Genomic DNA, 17,641 nt, shown 5'->3' with positions numbered 1-17,641 from the left:
AATACTTGAAATTACAGCGGATAAGATGGAGAAACAATTCGACTTTAGTGATTACGAAAGAGGTGTATACTTCTTGAGAATTACTCATGGTGGTAAAGTTTCTTACAAAAAGGTTGTTATTCAATAGATTTTAAATCTAGGGAAACTCCCAAAAAAAAGAGGCTGTCCGAAAGGGCAGTCTCTTTTTTATTTTCTCTACTTTTGTAAAAAAATAGAAGATGAGAAAAATAATATCCATAGTCTTAATTTCATTGACCTTTTTGCAATTATCAGCTCAAGAAATCAATCAAGTTATGGTAGATCCTGATTTGGAAAGAGAAGTGCTTATTGGCTTGGTTGATGAGCAAGGTCTTATGAATCCTTTATTTGTAGAAGATTGGGAAGATAAAATGGAGATCTATAGTCCAGATAAAGTGGTTGCAAATAAGTTGAAGAAATTCTTCAAAAAGAATAAGGATGTAAAGGTGATTGTATTTTTTGCCAGTTGGTGCCACGATAGTCAGGTTCAAATGCCAGATTTCATAAAACTAGCTCATAAAGCTAAAATTAAGGATGTGACTTATTATGCATTAAGTGGGAAAAAAGATATGCCCAGTATGGATATTGAGAAATATAATATTGAGCTGGTTCCTACCTTTATTATTTATAGAGGAGAGGTTGAAATTGGAAGGATTATTGAGAGCCCAAAGGTAAGCTTGGAAAAGGATTTGTGGGAGGTGGTGAGGAAGTAGGGAGTTGGAAGTTGGAAGCGGGAAGTTAGAAGCAGGAAGTTAGAAGAAAGAAGTCTTGTGGTAAAGGAAGAAAGCTAAAACTATTATTTATAAAATCACACCTTATGAAGTTTAAATTTGAAAGCCTTATTATTTGGCAAAAAGCAATGGATTTAGGTGAAGAGATTTTATTATTATCCAAATCATTTCCTGACCTTGAGAAGTTTAATCTTTCTTCACAAATATTAAGAGCAGGTGATTCCATTGCTTTAAACATTTCTGAAGGTTCAATTTTACAATCAGCTCCAGAATTTAAGAAGTTTATGGGCTATTCTATTCGCTCTTTAGCAGAAGTCATAACATGTTTGCATAAAGCAAAACGACGGAATTATATCACTGATAAAGAATTTGACATTCATTATTCATTCTGTTTTAACCTCATGAATATGATGATAGCATTTAGAAATAAAATTAAATAATGATATGATGGTAGTTTATTAAGAAAACGAAGCAATAACATTATGGAAGAAAGTGTGCCCTGTTGAGCCTGGGACTTCCCACTTCAAGCTCCAAACTACCATCTGCAAATTAAAAAACATGAAAACATATAATAAGATTCAAGAATTGCAGAACGAGCTTCAAGCTCAAAGAAATCAAGGAAAAACCATAGGATTTGTGCCTACCATGGGTGCTTTGCATCAAGGCCATATCAGCTTGGTACATCAAGCTAGAGCCGCTTGTGATATTGTGGTGGTTAGCATATTTGTAAACCCTATACAGTTTAATAATCCAGAAGATTTAAAAAAATACCCACGTACTTATGAAGCTGATGCCAAGCTTTTAGAGGAGGCTACTTGCGATTATATTTTCTATCCAACTGTGGGGGAAATGTATCCTGAAAAGGTGACGAAGAAATATGATTTTGGGAATTTGGAGACCGTGATGGAAGGTGCCTTTAGAGAAGGGCATTTCAATGGTGTAGGCGTAGTAGTTAACAAGTTATTCGAGATTGTAAATGCCGATAAAGCTTTCTTTGGGAAAAAAGACTTTCAGCAATTGGCTATCATTCGTAGTTTGGTAGAAATTGAAAACTTATCGGTAGAAATTATCGCGGGAGAAACCATGAGAGAATGCGATGGTTTAGCCATGAGTAGTAGAAATGTGAGATTGACAGAAGAAGAAAGAACATTTGCTCCTGAGATATTTAGTACCTTGAATTGGGTGAAAGAAAATATGGAGAATCACAGTCCAATAGAACTTATGGAGGTGGCTATGAAGAGACTATCTGTTCATTTTAAACCAGAATATTTTCAGATTGTAGACGGTCTAAGTCTGCAAATGATTAACTCATGGGATGAAACTAATTATCCAGTGGCATGTGTGGCTGCTCATTTGGGTCAAGTTCGCTTAATAGATAATATAGAATTAAATAGATAAATAATGATACCGGAGGAGCTAAAACAGGCCATTCAGTCTTATTGGATTGCGCAGGGTCTTAGCCCTGAAATATTAGAAGAGAGAAGCGTGAGTGGAGGGAGCATTAACTCAAGTTTACTCGTTAAAACTTCTGATGGCTCGTTCTTCCTTAAATATAATTCTGCCGCTAAGCATCCTCAAATGTTTGCTTCGGAATATGCAGGTTTAGAATTGTTGGCCTCCTCAAATAGTATTCGCGTTCCCCAACCTCTTTTTTATCATGAGGGACAGCAATACTCGGGTTTGCTAATGGAGTTTATAGAAGAGAATAGCTTTGAAGAAAATTTCTGGCGTTCTTTTGCTTTTCAGCTATCTCAATTACATCAAAACACTCGTGAAAGTTTTGGCTTAGGTTTTGATAATTATATGGGTAGCCTGCCACAAAGCAATACACCCTCTTCTAATTTTGTGGATTTCTTTATCAAAAATAGACTACTCCCTCAACTCAAAATAGCTCGAGATAAATACGAAATCACTTCGCTGCATATCAAGCAAAGTGAAAGGTTATTTGTGGAATTACATTCTATCTTTCCAGAAGAAAAGCCTGCGCTGCTTCATGGTGATTTATGGAATGGAAATTTTATGAGCGACGAAGGTGGAAATCCCGTGATAATGGATCCCGCTGCGTATTTCGGGCATAGAGAAATAGATGTTGCCATGACCACCATGTTCGGAGGATTCTCTCCTTTATTTTATCAGTATTATCATCAACACCATCCTCTTGAGAAAGACTGGCAAGACCGGTTGAAATATTATAATCTCTATCCAGTGCTGATTCATATTAATTTATTTGGAGCTTCTTATCTTGGCTCTTTGGAAGCTGTTTTGGATCGGTTTTAAGTAGAAGAGAGTATTTAAAGTCCGTAAAGTTTAAAGTTATACCAATTGTAATTAAAAGTGAGCGTTAAGCATGCTTTTAATTTTACATCGGTATTACAAGGGTTTATAGTTTCCCGATTTGGCGCTTATCCAGTTTCTGTTTATTGTTCCAATTTTGCTTAATAAATTCATTGCAAAAATATTTGTGTAGACTTTTTTTTAGAATCTTATTGATCAGTTATCATTTTCAGCAAGAATACTCTGTGGCTTATTCCTCATCATTAAAACTAAATTTATGTTAAACTTTGGAAACTATTTATCTAAAAAACGTTTCCATTGAGAAAAATGTATATTTTTGCCATCTTTTTAGGCGATTTTGTGATTTTCGGTGTAACGCACTGGAATCTATTACGTCTGAATGACTCTATGAATACAAATTGAAAGATGAAAAACAAATATCAACTAATGAAAAAATATTATTACATCTTCTTATTGGCTTTTATTCCGGGACTTTTATCCGCTCAGGAAAAGCAAAAGGTGTTTAGCTTACAAGAAGCATTAGAATATGCCAAAATTCACAATTACGACTATATCAATGCCCAAACCGATATTGAGATAGCAGAGAAGAAAGTCTGGGAATCTACAGCCTTGGGCTTGCCTCAAGTAGAAGGTAGCCTTAGTAATGAAAACTATTTAGACATCCCAGTAACCCTTTTACCAGACTTTATTTCGCCAGCAGTTTATGGGGTGAATCAAAGTGGCTTTGGCTTGGAGCCTATTCAGACACTACCTACAGATCAACAGTTCTTTCCTGTTCAGTTTGGTACCAAACATAATGCAACGGCAGGGGTGAGTGTGAATCAATTATTGTTTAGTGGGGAGTATATTGTGGCTTTAAGGGCTTCCAAAACCTATCTTGGTCAAACGGAAAGACAAAAAGTACAAACCGAGATTCTATTAATAGAGCAGGTGAGTAAATCTTATTTCTTAATACTTTCCTTGGAGGAGAATTTACAAATTCTAGATTCCAGTTTGGTTCTTAATAGAGCATTGCTGGAAGAAACTCGAGCCACTTTTGAAGCTGGTTTTCTCGAAGATACAGATGTGGATCAACTTGAAGTAATAGTGAATAATCTAGAAGGAAGTATTAGAAATATCCAAAATGAAATCACAACAGCAAGGGCATTCTTGAAGTTTTATATGGGAATTCAACCTGAAGAGGATATTGCATTAACTGATGATTTGATTGGAGTGTTAGACCAGCTAAACATCGATTATTTACTAGGTAGTCCCTTTCAAGTGCAAGAAAACATAGATTTCATTTTATTCCAAACTCAAAAAGATTTAGCAGATTTGCAAGTTGATCTAGAAAAGTCAGCTTATCTGCCTACCATTAATGCTTTCTTTTCGGCACAAACAAATGCCATGCGCGATTCTTATAGTTTTTTCGATGGAAGTTTGCCTTGGTATCCAACCACCGTTTGGGGTTTCAAAATGACAGTTCCTATTTGGAGTAGCGGAAATCGTCATGCTAAAGTACAGCAAATGAAACTGAATATGAAAAAGATGGATGTGTCAGAGAAACAATTGACCAGTTCACTTCAATTGCAGGTTCAAACTGCTAGAAACAATTTTTCAAATATGTATTATAATTACCTCAATAGACAGAAAAACTTGGAGGTAACCGTGAAAATCTATCAAAAGACGAATACCAAGTATCGTGAAGGAATGGCCAGTAGCTTCGATTTAAATCAGGCACAAAACAACTTCATTCAAGCCAATTCTGATTATACCATGGCCATTATGGACTTATTACAAAACAAGATTGAGCTAGAAAAATTCCTAACTCGTTCTGCTGATCAATTTGAGGAGGCTAAATAATGAAGAATACCAAATATATTAGTATTATAGCTTTGATAAGTGCTTTTGCCTTTTCTTGTCAGTCGCCCAAGTCGGGTAAGGATTTCAAATTAACAAGTCATCAAGACAGCATCAGCTATATTATAGGATATGACTATGGTGAAGGCATTGCTATGAAAGACCTGACTATTTCGGAGCAAGCTTTAGTAAAAGGATTACTAGAAGGATTAAAAGGAGAGCCTTCTTTGCCCGATAGTTTAATCACTCAATTAGTAGTTAATTTTCAACAAGAAATAGATGCAAAAGAAGACAGTATTATTAAGCTAAACATTCAAAATACTAAGAAACTTGGTGATGCATACTTAGAGAAAAACAAATCCTTAGAAGGAGTTGTTGAGCTTGAAAATGGGCTTCAGTATAAGATTATAAAGGCAGGGAATGGGAATTCTCCTATGGCTAACGATAGTGTGAGTATTCACTTTAGAGCCATGTTTTTAGATGGGAAAACCTTCGATATGAGTTATGATACAGGCCCAGCTGGTATTAAACTCGATAGAATGATCAGAGGATTATCCGATGGTATTCAGTTGATGAAACCAGGAGCTATTTATGAGTTTGTCATCCCTTGGTATTTGGCTTATGGTGAAGAAGATTTTGCCAATATTATTCCTGGCGGTTCCACCCTACGTTATCATGTTGAATTAATACAAATACATGAGTAATATGGAAGAAAATATTAAAAATATTATAGCAAAAGTATCCGACCTCTACCATCAATATGGTATTAAAAGTGTGACTATGGATGATGTTTCTCGTCACCTAGGTATCTCCAAAAAGACTTTATATACTTATGTGAAAGATAAAAAGGAATTGGTGGAGTTGACCATAGAAGCACAGCTGCAAAAGCATAAGGAAATGGAGAAGGATTTATGTGAGCGGAAGCTTGGAGCTTTGGAGGAGATGCATATCGTTTATAGTGTGGCACGAGAACTGATACAAAAATTGAATCCTAGCTATCAATACGACTTACAGAAATATTATCCAATGCTTTGTGATAGACTGAGCAGCTTTAAAAAAGATCACCTTTACAATAAAATAAAAGACAATTTGATTAAAGGTAAAAAGGAAGGTATTTATAGATCGGATATCAATGAAGAAGTCATTTCTCGAATGCTAGCTTCACAGCATAGCGCCATGAGTAATATGAAATCAGAAGATATTAGATTCTTCTCTGGTAAAGAAACCTTTGAAGAGTTATTTAAATACCATATATATGCCGTTCTAAATGATGATGGCCGAGAATTATTAAAACAAAGAAATTTTTTCCAAAATAGTTAAACAATGAAAACGAAATTATTATTAATATCTGTGATGATCATGAGCATTTTTATGTCTTGTGAACCTAAAGATGAACTCAAAGAACTTCAATCGCAATTGGATTCCAAAAAGATTGAATTATCAAAACTAAAGCTAGAAGTGAGAAACTTACAAGCTAAAATTGATGAGCTTGATACTGATAAGATGGATAAAGGGATTGCAGTGAATGTTGAGAAATTGACTCCCCTAAAGTTTGAGCATTTCTTTCATGCCAACGGAAGTTTTGAGGCTGTAGATTATGCTTATATCAGTCCAGAAATTTCAGGACAAATAACTGAGATTTTGGTTAAAGAAGGAAGTAATGTAAAGAAAGACCAAGTTTTGGCCAAATTAAGTACAGATATTTTGGAAAATACCATTCGCGAGGTGAAAACGGCTTTAGAATTGTCTACCACTGTCTTCAAAAAGCAAGAAGAGCTTTGGAATAAAAAGATTGGTAGTGAGCTGGATTACCTGAGAGCTAAGAATGAAAAACAGAGGATGCTAGACCAGCTGAAGACATTACAGTCTCAGTTGGACATGGCCACCATTACTTCACCAATTAATGGGATCGTTGATAATATTGAGCCAAATGTGGGCGAAATGGCCATGCCAGGTCAGTTGATGATGCAAGTGGTTAATCTCGATGTTTTCTATTTAAATGTGGAAGTTTCGGAATCTTATTTACCCTATTTAAAAGAAGGAGATGAAGTAAATATTAACCTTATGGCTTATGGTGATTATAATATCGATGGAACTATCTATCGAATTGCCAATATTATTAATCCAGAGAACAGAAGTTTTAAAGTAACCATTAAGGTAAAAAATGAGAATTCCATGATTAAACCAAATATGTTAGCTGAAGTAAAATTCAAGGACTTTGAAAGTGAAGCGGCATTGGTAGTTCCTTCTATTATAGTGAAGAAAGATTTTAATGGGAATTATCTCTTTGTAGTCGATAAGCTAGATGGTAGTTTGGTAGCTAAGAAAACCTATGTAGAAACTGGTAAAAGTAGAGCTAATGAAACCATGATTGTATCTGGCCTTCAGGCTAATGATCAGGTGATTATTGGTGGTTATAATAAAGTTGTTGAAGGTAGTTTGTTAAGCATTAAGTAAGAAAACATGAGCGAAAATAAACAAGATAAAAAGGTGAAACGGGAGTTTAAACTCACTTCCATTGCACTGAGTAACAAAAATACAATCTATCTGCTAACCACCATACTTATTGCATTTGGTTTGTATAGCTATAGAAGTCTCCCCAAAGAACTCTTCCCCGATGTGTTCTTCCCGACTATTATGGTAAATACTATATATCCTGGAAATCCGCCATTGGATATGGAGAACCTAGTGACTCGTCCCTTGGAAAAAGAGATAGATGGAGTGAAGGGAATGAAGAAATTAACTTCTACTTCCAGTCAGGATATGTCTGCCATTTTTGTGGAATTCAATACCGATCTTAGTATTGAAGAGGCGTTAAGAGAAGTGAAAGATGCGGTAGATAATGCTAAAAATGAACTTCCCGATGACCTTCCCAATGACCCCATGGTTATGGATATTGACTTCTCCGAATTCCCAGTTTTAACTATCAATCTCTCTGGTGATTTCTCCATCAGTGAATTGAAAGACTATGCGGAATATATTGAAGATGAAGTGGAAGATATCAACGAAGTAAGCAAGGTAGAGATTAAAGGATTAATGGATAATGAGGTGAGCATTTGGGTTGACCTTCATAAAATGGAATCCAATAAAATCAGTTTCAATGATATTGAAATGGCTATTGCCAACGAAAACTTATCTATTTCTGGAGGAGAGCTTCGAATTGATGGAACCATGCGCTCAGTAAGAGTGTTAGGTGAGTTTAGCGATGTGAAGCAGATGGAAGGCGTGATAGTAAAAAGCGAGAATAATAATATCGTTTATTTAAGAGATATTGCAGAAATAGAATACGGTTTTGCCGACCCTGAAAGTTTTGCTCGTTTAGATTTAGAGCCTGTGGTTTCGCTTCAAATTGTAAAGAAAAGCGGTAAAAACTTACTTTCGGCCATCGATCAAGTATTTGAGAAAATGGAGCATGCTCAAAAAACGGGAGCACTTCCTACTAATCTTAAAATCTCATATACCAACGACCAGTCTGAGCAAATTAGAGCACAAATTTCAAACCTAGAGAACAGTTTAATCATGGGAATCATCTTCGTGATTCTTGTATTGTTTTTCTTCTTAGGAACTAGAAACTCCCTTTTTGTAGGTTTTGCCATTCCAACTTCCATGTTTATCAGTTTTGTGATTTTCAACCTCATTGGTTATAAAATTAACATGATTGTGCTATTCGCCTTAATTTTGGCTCTGGGGATGTTGGTAGATAATGCCATTGTAGTAGTGGAAAATGTTTATCGATTTGTCACAGATGGAGAGTCCAATGAGAGGTCTAGTAAATATGCTGTTGGGGAAATTGCATGGCCTATTATTACTTCTACCCTGACCACCTTAGCTGCTTTCTTCCCACTTATTTTTTGGGATAGCTTAATGGGTGAGTTTATGAAGTTCCTGCCAATCACATTGATTATTGTACTCACATCTAGTTTGTTTGTGGCTTTAATTTTGATTCCGGTATATACCAGTATTTTCATGAAAAAGGGTGCTGAAAACGATGTGGTCAACAAGAAAAGCGCCATGATTTGGGTGATTGCTTTAACGGCATTCTCAGCCATAGCATATACTTTAACTTGGAACGTGATGGGCGGTTTATCTGCTTTCTTTGCCACCATGGGTTTGGCGAATGTCTTATTCCTAAATAGATTAGGGATTTGGTTTAAGAATGTTTTCTTGGTATGGCTAGAAAGTTTCTACGAAGGAGTGATTCACTTTGCCATCAAAGGAAAGAACTCTGTTTGGATGATTTTAGGAACCATATTCTTACTCATTGCCACCATCCAGTTTATGGGAATGAGGGATTTGAAAACCGTATTTTTCCCTTCTTCATTTCCAAAGTATGTCAATGTAATTGCCGAGTTGCCTATAGGTACAGATATTTATACCACTGATAAATTTATTAGTGAATTAGAAGCTGATGTTTTTCAAATTTTGCAGCCTTACGATACCGTAGTTAAAAATGTATTGACCACAGTAGGTAATGGAGCAAAAAGCGAAAATGATGGCTTCAATATTTCTAATACTCCAAATCAAGGAATGCTTACCATCAACTTTATCGACTTCGAGTTGAGAGATGGCATAAATACCTTCGATATCATGAGTGATTTGAGTAATAGGCTGATCGGAAGATACCCAGGCGTATTTATTTCAGTAGAAAAGCCAGCGGAAGGCCCACCAACCGGGAAACCCATTAATGTGGAAATCAGTGGAAAAGAATATGAGTCATTAATTGCTTTAACTGATAGTATTCTCCTATTAATGGAGAAAGAGAATATCCCTGGTATAGAAGGGTTACAGCTTGACCTAGAAATGGGAAATCCAGAATTACTGGTGCATATTGATAGAGATAAGGCCAGAAGGTTTGGATTGAGTACCGGGCAAATTGCCATGACTATTCGTACTGCACTATTCGGCAATGAGATTTCTCAATTTAAGGTAGGAGAGGATGAATATCCTATTCAGTTGCGTTTGCAAGACAAGTATCGTTACGATATTTCCTCTTTAATGAACCAGAAAATAACTTTCCGTAATGCCAGCAATGGTAGAATAATGCAAGTTCCCATCTCGGCTGTAGCTACATTTAGCTATTCCACTACTTATGGGCAGGTGAAGCGTAAAAGCATGGATAGGGTAATCACCATTCAGTCCAATGTGCTGGAGGGTTATAATGCCAATGATATCAATGCACAGCTGAAACCATTAATGGCAGCATATGATATGCCCGAAGGCTTTAAATATGAGTTTACGGGAGAGCAAGAAGAACAAGAAGAGAGTATGATTTTCTTGGTGACAGCCCTCATTATCGCGGTGTCTTTAATCACTATTATTTTGGTATCTCAGTTTAATTCCATTGTGAAGCCCTTGATTATTATCGGTTCTGTATTGTTTAGTACCATTGGTGTAATTGGTGGTATCGCTACCTTTAAAATGGACTTTGTAGTGATTATGACCGGTATTGGTATTGTATCTCTAGCAGGAGTAGTGGTGAATAATGCCATTGTACTCATTGACTATATCGACTTGCTGAAGCGAGGAAGGAGAAAAGAACTGGGCCTAGAAGAAGGTGCCTTATTAACAAAAGATGATGCCATGCAATGTGTGGAAGAGGCTGGTAAAACTCGTCTACGACCTGTGCTACTGACAGCCATAACTACTATTCTTGGACTGTTGCCAATGGCCATAGGACTGAATATTAATTTTGAAACCCTCCTCACCGATTTAGATCCTCAGATTTACTTTGGTGGTGACAATATGGTGTTCTGGGGTGCTTTAAGCTGGACGGTTATCTTCGGATTGAGCTTTGCTACCTTCCTTACCTTGGTCATTGTACCGAGTATGTATCATTTTGCTTATTTGGTGAAATTGAAACTGCATACTTGGAAGTCTTAAAAAAATAGTTTTCTAGAAGTTAAAATCCTGAACATTTTTGTTTGGGATTTTTTATGATTAGAATTGGGGTTGAGAGGTTGAGATGGAGAACTTGAGAACTGGCGAGTTGGAGATTTTCAAGCATTTAAAAGAAGCAGAAAGGGATGATAGCTTTGAAGTATGAAAGGATAGTGTCCCTGAAAATAGTACTTAAAGTGCTTTATTTTATAGCGTAACTAGAGTAATAGAGTTCAAAGTTGAGTTTTCTTGATCGAATCGCCTTTGTTTAGGATTTTTTAATAAATACTGTTTTATGGTAACGGTGTCTGAATAGATATCAGACCAAATCATTATAGAAACGATGGAATACAATTCCATCTCAGCAGTTTATGCTTTGCTTAATGATTCGATGCCCTTTGCGCTCTTGGCGTATTTTTTCTTTGCGTGGAATAAGAAATAAGTACTTAGAGAGTCTTAAGTATTTAAAGTTAAAAACACATCCCAGCTCATCAGCTCTCCCTATCTCCAGCTCTGATGAACTTCCTGCCGAAGCAGGTTTAGCATTTAATCATAAAAAGAAAATCTGATATCGCTATTATTACTTAGTCATATTAGAAACACTCTAAATAAAAAAACTAAATAGTTGAAAAACAAACAGATAAAGTATTTAAATATTCTTTTCCTAACAAAGAACCTTAATTACTGTTATCGTAGCTAATAAATTTATACATTTGGAAGGCAAAATTTTTATCTCGAAAATATGATTTTTCTTTACCAAATATTAGGCTCTATTCGAGTAAGAATATTATCAAATAATAGCAATTATTGCTATACGCCCCCCTGTATAGATACACTAAGTATAGTATTGTTTCATGGAAAGAATATATGTTACCGTATATTCTATTTAGGAAAGAATAAATTCGACCCGAGGTGGGTCATGACAGGGTAGGATTTGTCATGACCCGAAAAACAAAATTTACACTTTTATTTTATCTCAGGAACGAAAATTAATAATTAACAAAAATACAAAAAATGAAAAAGCATATTTTTCTATTTGTCATTTCATTTATGACATTAATTCCATTTGTTTATAGCCAAAATTATATTAATAATGTTGAATATTATAACTCAGGTGGAGAGGTATACATCGAAAATTCAAATAATGATATTAAAGTAGATCAGAGTACAGTAATATTGAAATTTGAAAACAAAAGCTCTACTGATATTGATAATTTTATCCAAACAAATAACTTAACTAATGTTGGTGAATATGTTGGTTATCATTTATATGAACTTCCAAATAATGTTTCTTATATTAGTTTTTGTCAGAATCTGATACAAAGCCCGACGGTAACCTATTTTGAACCATCAGTTTATTTTACCAGTTCTATATTACCTTCATCTAATATTACTACGGATCAGTATTATTTGGATTTGTTGAATGTATATGATGCTTGGAAAATAACAACAGGTGATAAATCTGTTGTTATTGCTGTTTTAGATTCGGGTTTGGATTTTGATACAGACGATTTTGGGCTTGGGCAAGACGATACAATTTCAAATCTATATACAAACATTTTGGAAGATGAATGGAGTGATTGGGAAAACCCTAATTCTGGAAATGGTAATAATGATGATTCAAATGGATTCTTACTAAGAGAGTGGAATTATGATTCTATCACATGGGATACTACATTCTATCCATATATCGATGATTGGTTAGGAGTAGACGTTTGTCCTGACGAAGATAGTGTAGATAACGATAATGATGTCCGACCTGTTGATGGAACGGATTCACAATTTGTAGATAATTATGATGTAAGATTACATGGTACTGGAGTTGCCGGTATTATTGCAGCAAAAAGTAAAAATAATGAGGAAATAGATGGGATTGCTGGAGGAGATATATCTCGAAATAAGGCAGGTGTTTCTATTTTACCTGTAAAGATAAGTGGGTATAAATCTCTTGCTAATAATTATTATCAGCATAAGGGTGGTACCTCCAGATATGTACTGGAGGGAATTTCATATGCTGCTGCACAAGGTGCCGATGTTATTAATATGTCAATTGGTGTATTTTCCTCTGAAGATTATTTTGGTTCAGTAGAGAGTCTGATAGATTCTTTATATAATGGTGGCAATGGACCATTATTCGTGGCCTCTTCAGGTAATGATGGTACAGATATTGTTAGCTATCCTGCTAGATGGGCGAGTGTGGTTGCTGTTGGAGGTTCTGAACAAGGTGACGACCATTGGGATGATGCTGATTTTGGACCTGACTTAGAACTAGTAGCACCAAGTGTAGATATACCTTATATATATGCATTTCGTTATGGTAATGATGATTATGTAAATGGCACCTCATTTTCATCCCCAATGGTTTGTGCAGCAGCAGCCCTGATGCTTTCTATAAACCCAGAACTTAGATCGGATACAATTCGTCAGATTTTAAGAAGAACAGCTTATAGAAATCCATCTTATGATTGGACTTATAATGCAAATAATTTTAACGTAACTCACGGTTGGAATGAGCACCTAGGTTTCGGAAGAATAGACGTTTTAGCAGCCCTATGTGCATCAATGCCTGAATTACCAGAAATAACCATCTCAAGCGATGAAGTTTGGGATATGCCTAAATACTCCAACCACGATATTATTATTGAAAGTGGTGCCAGCTTAACCATTAATAACGATCTGTCAATGGACCCAACAGCAAAAATTATTGTAAAAAGAGGTGCTAAACTATTTGTAAACAATGCCAGAATTACAAACCTAGCCTGTGCTGCAGAAGCCAAATGGGAAGGCATATATGTATATGGTAATGCAAACGAATCTCAACAAGCCGATGGCAACGGAGATTATGAACAAGGCTATTTAGAACTGAACAATGCCATCATAGAAAATGCAGAAACTGCCATCTCCTTATTTAAAGACGGTGCTTGGTCTTCCTCATACCACGGTGGTATTGTAAAAGCTTACGACTCTAAGTTTAATAATAATACCAAAGCGGTAAATTTCCGCCCTTATAAAAACATGGTGGAGATTGGCAATGACCCTGCTTTTGAGGCAGATAACGAAGCTGTATTTGTAAATTGTGAATTTGATATTACAGCAGACTATTTCCCTGGCTCTATGTTTTACAAACATGCCGATATTGATGATGTAAGAGGTATTGATTTCATTATGTGTGATTTCAAAAGAAGCAGCACAGCAAATACTTCTGACTTATGTTGTGGTATTGCTGCTTACGATGGTGGTGTATCTGTACGCGATTCCAGAGGTGTGCCTTCTACCTTCGAAGGTTTTTACTGTGGTATTCAACTGAATAATAACAATGCTTTGGTAAATTACGATTCTTATATCAAGAATTCAGTATTTACCAATAATAGCAATGGTATTAAACTAAATGCCATGACCAATATGGTATCTATAAAAGGCAATACCTTCCATGTAGGTTATAACAGTGCTGATAAACTCATTTGCTCAGGCTCTCAGGCATTTGGTATTTACCTAAACAACAGCAATACTTTTGTTATAGAAGACAATACCTTCGATAAATATAGCGGAGCACCAAGCGATGGAGACTATATTGGTATTGAAGCTTATAATACACAAACTAGCGCCGATGAAATCTTTAGAAACACTTTCTCTGGTTTAACCCATGCCAACCATGCGGAAAATCAGAATTGGAGCCAAACACAAGGAAGAGACTATGGATTAGAATACTATTGTAATCAACATAGTAGCAATAATAATGATTTGTTTTTTACTTTCCAAGGAGATGACAATGAAGATAATTCAGGAGTGCAAAAAAACCAAGGTAATCAGTATCAATCCACAGGAAATACCTTTACTCAGAATGTAAGTGGTTATAATTTGTATGATAATACAGGTGGTGTGTACAACGATTTAGAGTATTTTTATAATGTGGCCAATAGTACCGAAATTCCATTTAGCTATACTTCTACTACCATCAACCCTCATCCTCAAATTTTGGCAGCGGAATGTTCCGATGGTGGCAATGGTACCGATATTAAAGGCCTCACATCATCAGAAAAGCAAGGTTTAGAAAATGAGTATACCACTGCAGCATCTAATTATACTGCTGTGGAAACCTTATTAACAAGCTTAGAGGACGGTGGTAATACGCCTGCCTTAAAATCGGAAGTAAGTAGCAGTTGGCCCGACGATATGTGGGAATTAAGAGCCGAACTATTAGGCCTATCTCCATATTTAACTACTGAGGTTTTGAAAACAGCAGCCGAAAAAACTGAGGTTTTACCTGAATCGGTATTATTCGAAATTTTATCTGCCAATCCCGATGAGCTCAAGAAAAGCGAATTAATGGATTATCTGGAAAATAAAGAACAGCCTTTACCAGCCTATATGATTTCCATTTTGGAGCAATTATCAGAAGGACTAAGCGCCAAAACCGCTATGAAAGGCGATATGTCACGCTATAGCAGAGAGAAAAATCGTGCAGCACGACAAATGTTGGTGGGTTTAAGTTTCGATGAAAACTTCAGCTTCCATGATTATAGAGTTTGGATGGGACGTTTAGGTGGCATGAAAAACGATCAGAATATTGTGGCTAGTTTTGTACAAGAAGAAAACTATACTGATGCTCTTGCATTGGCCAATTTAATTCCTGACCTTTATGAACTCAATACTGAAGAACTAGCAGAGCACAATTACTATATGGATATGTTAGATTTAAATATCAATCTAAAGCAACAAAATCGTCATATGCTCGATTTAAATTCCAGTGAATATGAGCAATTATTATATATTGCTGATAATAGTAAAGGTGTAGCAGGTGTAAAAGCTCAAGGTGTTTTAGAGCATTTCTATGGGGAGCATTACTGTGATTGTGTAAATACCACAGTGGATAATAATAAATCTGCAAGCACTCCATTTACTACCGGTGAATTTGCAGAAGCCATGGGTTTAAAGATTAGTGCAGAACCTAATCCGGCCACCACATGGGTAGCTTTCGATTATGAATTGCCCATAGCCAGCGAAAAAGCCGAGTTGATCATCAAAAGTATTGATGGCAAACAAGTGGCTCATTTCAACTTAACAGGTGAAACTGGTCAAAAAGTATGGGATACCCGTAGCTTAAAAGCCGGTGCTTATATTTATGAGTTCATTAGCGGAGAACTCAAACAAAGTGGAAAATTAATTATAACTAAATAACAAATGATGAGGATGTTCAGAAAGTCAGATGATTAGATTATTTCTGCTCACTGAGTTTGTCGTGTAGGTCACTGAGCCTGTCGAAGTGGGCTATAGAGACCAGCTGTATTAAAGGCCATTTCGACAAGCTCAATGACCAGAAGTAGACAAGCTCAATGACCGGATTTTATCAATCAATTTGAAGATTAAGTAGAACGAATGAAATCTAATTCTGAACTTTCTGAGCATCCTCTATTTTTAAATCCAACAAATGAAAAAACAAGGCCTATTATTAATCTTACTAATCCCATTTGTAGTGTTTGGACAAAATTTCGTTAAAACCTGGGAAAAATGTTATGGTGGAACCGATATAGATGAGGTCAAAAGTATTATCTCCTATAAAGATGGCTATTTGTTTTTTGGAAGAACGAATAGTAATGATGGTGATGTAAGTAATAATCCTAATGGTGCATCTGCATGGTTGGTTAATATTGATGCTAAAGGGAATAAGAAATTTGACACCTGTTATGTTGGAATGGGAGACTATGCTAAAGGAAAGAAAATTATTTCAATTGATAATGGTTTTTATTTGATTGGTACCAGCGGGCCAAACAATAATGGTGGTTCAGGAGGGTATTGGTTGGCTAAAGTTGATACCAATTTTGCTATTATTTGGCAAGATGTTTATGGAGGTTCAGGTCAAGAAGATCCAAGAGGAGGCTGTTTAAGTCATAATGGGGGTATTATAGAAGTAGGAATTTCATCTTCAAAAGATGGTGACAAGGAAGTATATTATGGTTCATTTGACGATTGGGCTGTGAATTTAAGTCCTGATGGAAGTAAAAACTGGGTGAAAACCTACGGTAATGTAAGACTAAATGAAGGCGGTGATATTATCCAAACCAGTGATGGAGGTTATATGTTAACCGCAAGTGGTTATAATGACTTACCCGGGATTATTTATTGTGAAGGTCATGATGGATTATTATCGGAAGCTTGGGCTATAAAAATCAATAGTGCAGGTGATATTGAATGGAACCAATGCTTTGGAGGTTCCTACAGAGATAATTTTAAGAATGTAATTGAATTAGAAGATGGTTTCCTGTTTATAGGAGCATCCACATCAGATGATGGTGATTTAAGTGGTCATTATGGTGAACCAGATGAAAGTACTGATATATGGTTGGTAAAATCAGATTTCAATGGTAATGTTATTTGGAGTAAAAACTATGGGGGAACAGACTGGGATACTGGAGTCAAAATGTTTGAAAATGAGGATGGAGGTTTTACTGTATTTTCAACCACCAAATCCCATGATTATGATGTGCAAGGCAATGATAATGTTAGCAATTCTGATATTGTATGGATGTTTAAAATCAATGAGGATGGGGATTTAATCTATCAAAAACCATTTCCTGAAATGATTTATACTCAGACCCCAGATTTTATTAAGGTCTCAGAATATAAATATATAGCAGCAGTTAGCAAAAGGTTTTTTGGCTGTTACCACACACAAGGTCAATGGAACGAAGATATTTACATTTTCGAAATACAAGATATGGATGAGTTTATCCCCAGCCAAGCACAAGGAAATAGCAGTGTTTGTTTAAGCACAGAAACAGAAACTTACTACAGCACAGATTTAGTAATAGACACCATGGAAACCCAATGGTTATTAATACCTGAGGAGGCTGGAGAAATCACAGAAATGCACGATAGTGTCT

At 35.8% G+C, this 17,641-nt stretch carries 12 protein-coding genes; all 12 read left to right on the top strand.

The window, feature by feature from the left end; all coding sequences use genetic code 11:
• The first annotated feature begins 25 nt into the window (after nucleotides 1-25).
• A complete protein-coding gene (locus HNS40_RS23790; RefSeq protein WP_371742965.1) occupies nucleotides 26-127 on the top strand; it encodes a T9SS type A sorting domain-containing protein in 102 nt (33 codons plus the stop codon).
• A gap of 91 nt (nucleotides 128-218) precedes the next feature.
• Entirely contained in the window at nucleotides 219-731 is a 513-nt protein-coding gene (locus tag HNS40_RS19900; RefSeq protein ID WP_172284215.1) for a thioredoxin family protein, read from the top strand.
• A 104-nt stretch (nucleotides 732-835) separates the two neighbouring features.
• The gene (locus HNS40_RS19895; protein WP_172284213.1) at nucleotides 836-1,189 is read left to right on the top strand and encodes a four helix bundle protein; all 354 of its coding nucleotides are present in this window, start codon (nucleotides 836-838) and stop codon (nucleotides 1,187-1,189) included.
• Between the two features lie 118 nt (nucleotides 1,190-1,307).
• A complete protein-coding gene (gene panC, locus HNS40_RS19890; protein ID WP_172284211.1) occupies nucleotides 1,308-2,147 on the top strand; it encodes a pantoate--beta-alanine ligase in 840 nt (279 codons plus the stop codon).
• A gap of 3 nt (nucleotides 2,148-2,150) precedes the next feature.
• Entirely contained in the window at nucleotides 2,151-3,026 is an 876-nt protein-coding gene (locus HNS40_RS19885) for a fructosamine kinase family protein (RefSeq protein WP_172284209.1), read from the top strand.
• 444 nt (nucleotides 3,027-3,470) lie between these two features.
• Nucleotides 3,471-4,886, top strand: a complete 1,416-nt coding sequence (locus HNS40_RS19880; protein WP_172284207.1) for a TolC family protein — start codon at nucleotides 3,471-3,473, stop codon at nucleotides 4,884-4,886.
• Nucleotides 4,886-5,587, top strand: coding sequence for an FKBP-type peptidyl-prolyl cis-trans isomerase N-terminal domain-containing protein (locus tag HNS40_RS19875; RefSeq protein ID WP_172284205.1), 702 nt, complete (start codon nucleotides 4,886-4,888; stop codon nucleotides 5,585-5,587). Before HNS40_RS19880 ends, HNS40_RS19875 begins: the two co-directional genes overlap by 1 nt.
• Nucleotides 5,580-6,203: a TetR/AcrR family transcriptional regulator gene (locus HNS40_RS19870; protein ID WP_172284203.1), complete on the top strand. Its 624-nt coding sequence runs from the start codon at nucleotides 5,580-5,582 to the stop codon at nucleotides 6,201-6,203. Before HNS40_RS19875 ends, HNS40_RS19870 begins: the two co-directional genes overlap by 8 nt.
• 3 nt (nucleotides 6,204-6,206) lie before the next feature.
• A complete protein-coding gene (locus HNS40_RS19865) occupies nucleotides 6,207-7,340 on the top strand; it encodes an efflux RND transporter periplasmic adaptor subunit (protein ID WP_172284201.1) in 1,134 nt (377 codons plus the stop codon).
• Between the two features lie 6 nt (nucleotides 7,341-7,346).
• On the top strand, nucleotides 7,347-10,763 hold the full coding sequence (locus HNS40_RS19860; RefSeq protein WP_172284199.1) for an efflux RND transporter permease subunit: 3,417 nt from the start codon (nucleotides 7,347-7,349) through the stop codon (nucleotides 10,761-10,763).
• Nucleotides 10,764-11,774: 1,011 nt separating this feature from the next.
• The gene (locus HNS40_RS19855) at nucleotides 11,775-15,938 is read left to right on the top strand and encodes a S8 family serine peptidase (protein ID WP_172284197.1); all 4,164 of its coding nucleotides are present in this window, start codon (nucleotides 11,775-11,777) and stop codon (nucleotides 15,936-15,938) included.
• A 250-nt stretch (nucleotides 15,939-16,188) separates the two neighbouring features.
• The coding region (locus HNS40_RS19850; RefSeq protein WP_216664200.1) for a hypothetical protein at nucleotides 16,189-17,641 on the top strand (1,453 nt) is incomplete at its 3' end.

The sequence above is a fragment of the Lentimicrobium sp. S6 genome (assembly GCF_013166635.1).
In the GTDB taxonomy this organism is placed as follows: domain Bacteria; phylum Bacteroidota; class Bacteroidia; order Bacteroidales; family UBA12170; genus UBA12170.
This window is presented reverse-complemented; position numbering and strand designations above follow the sequence as displayed.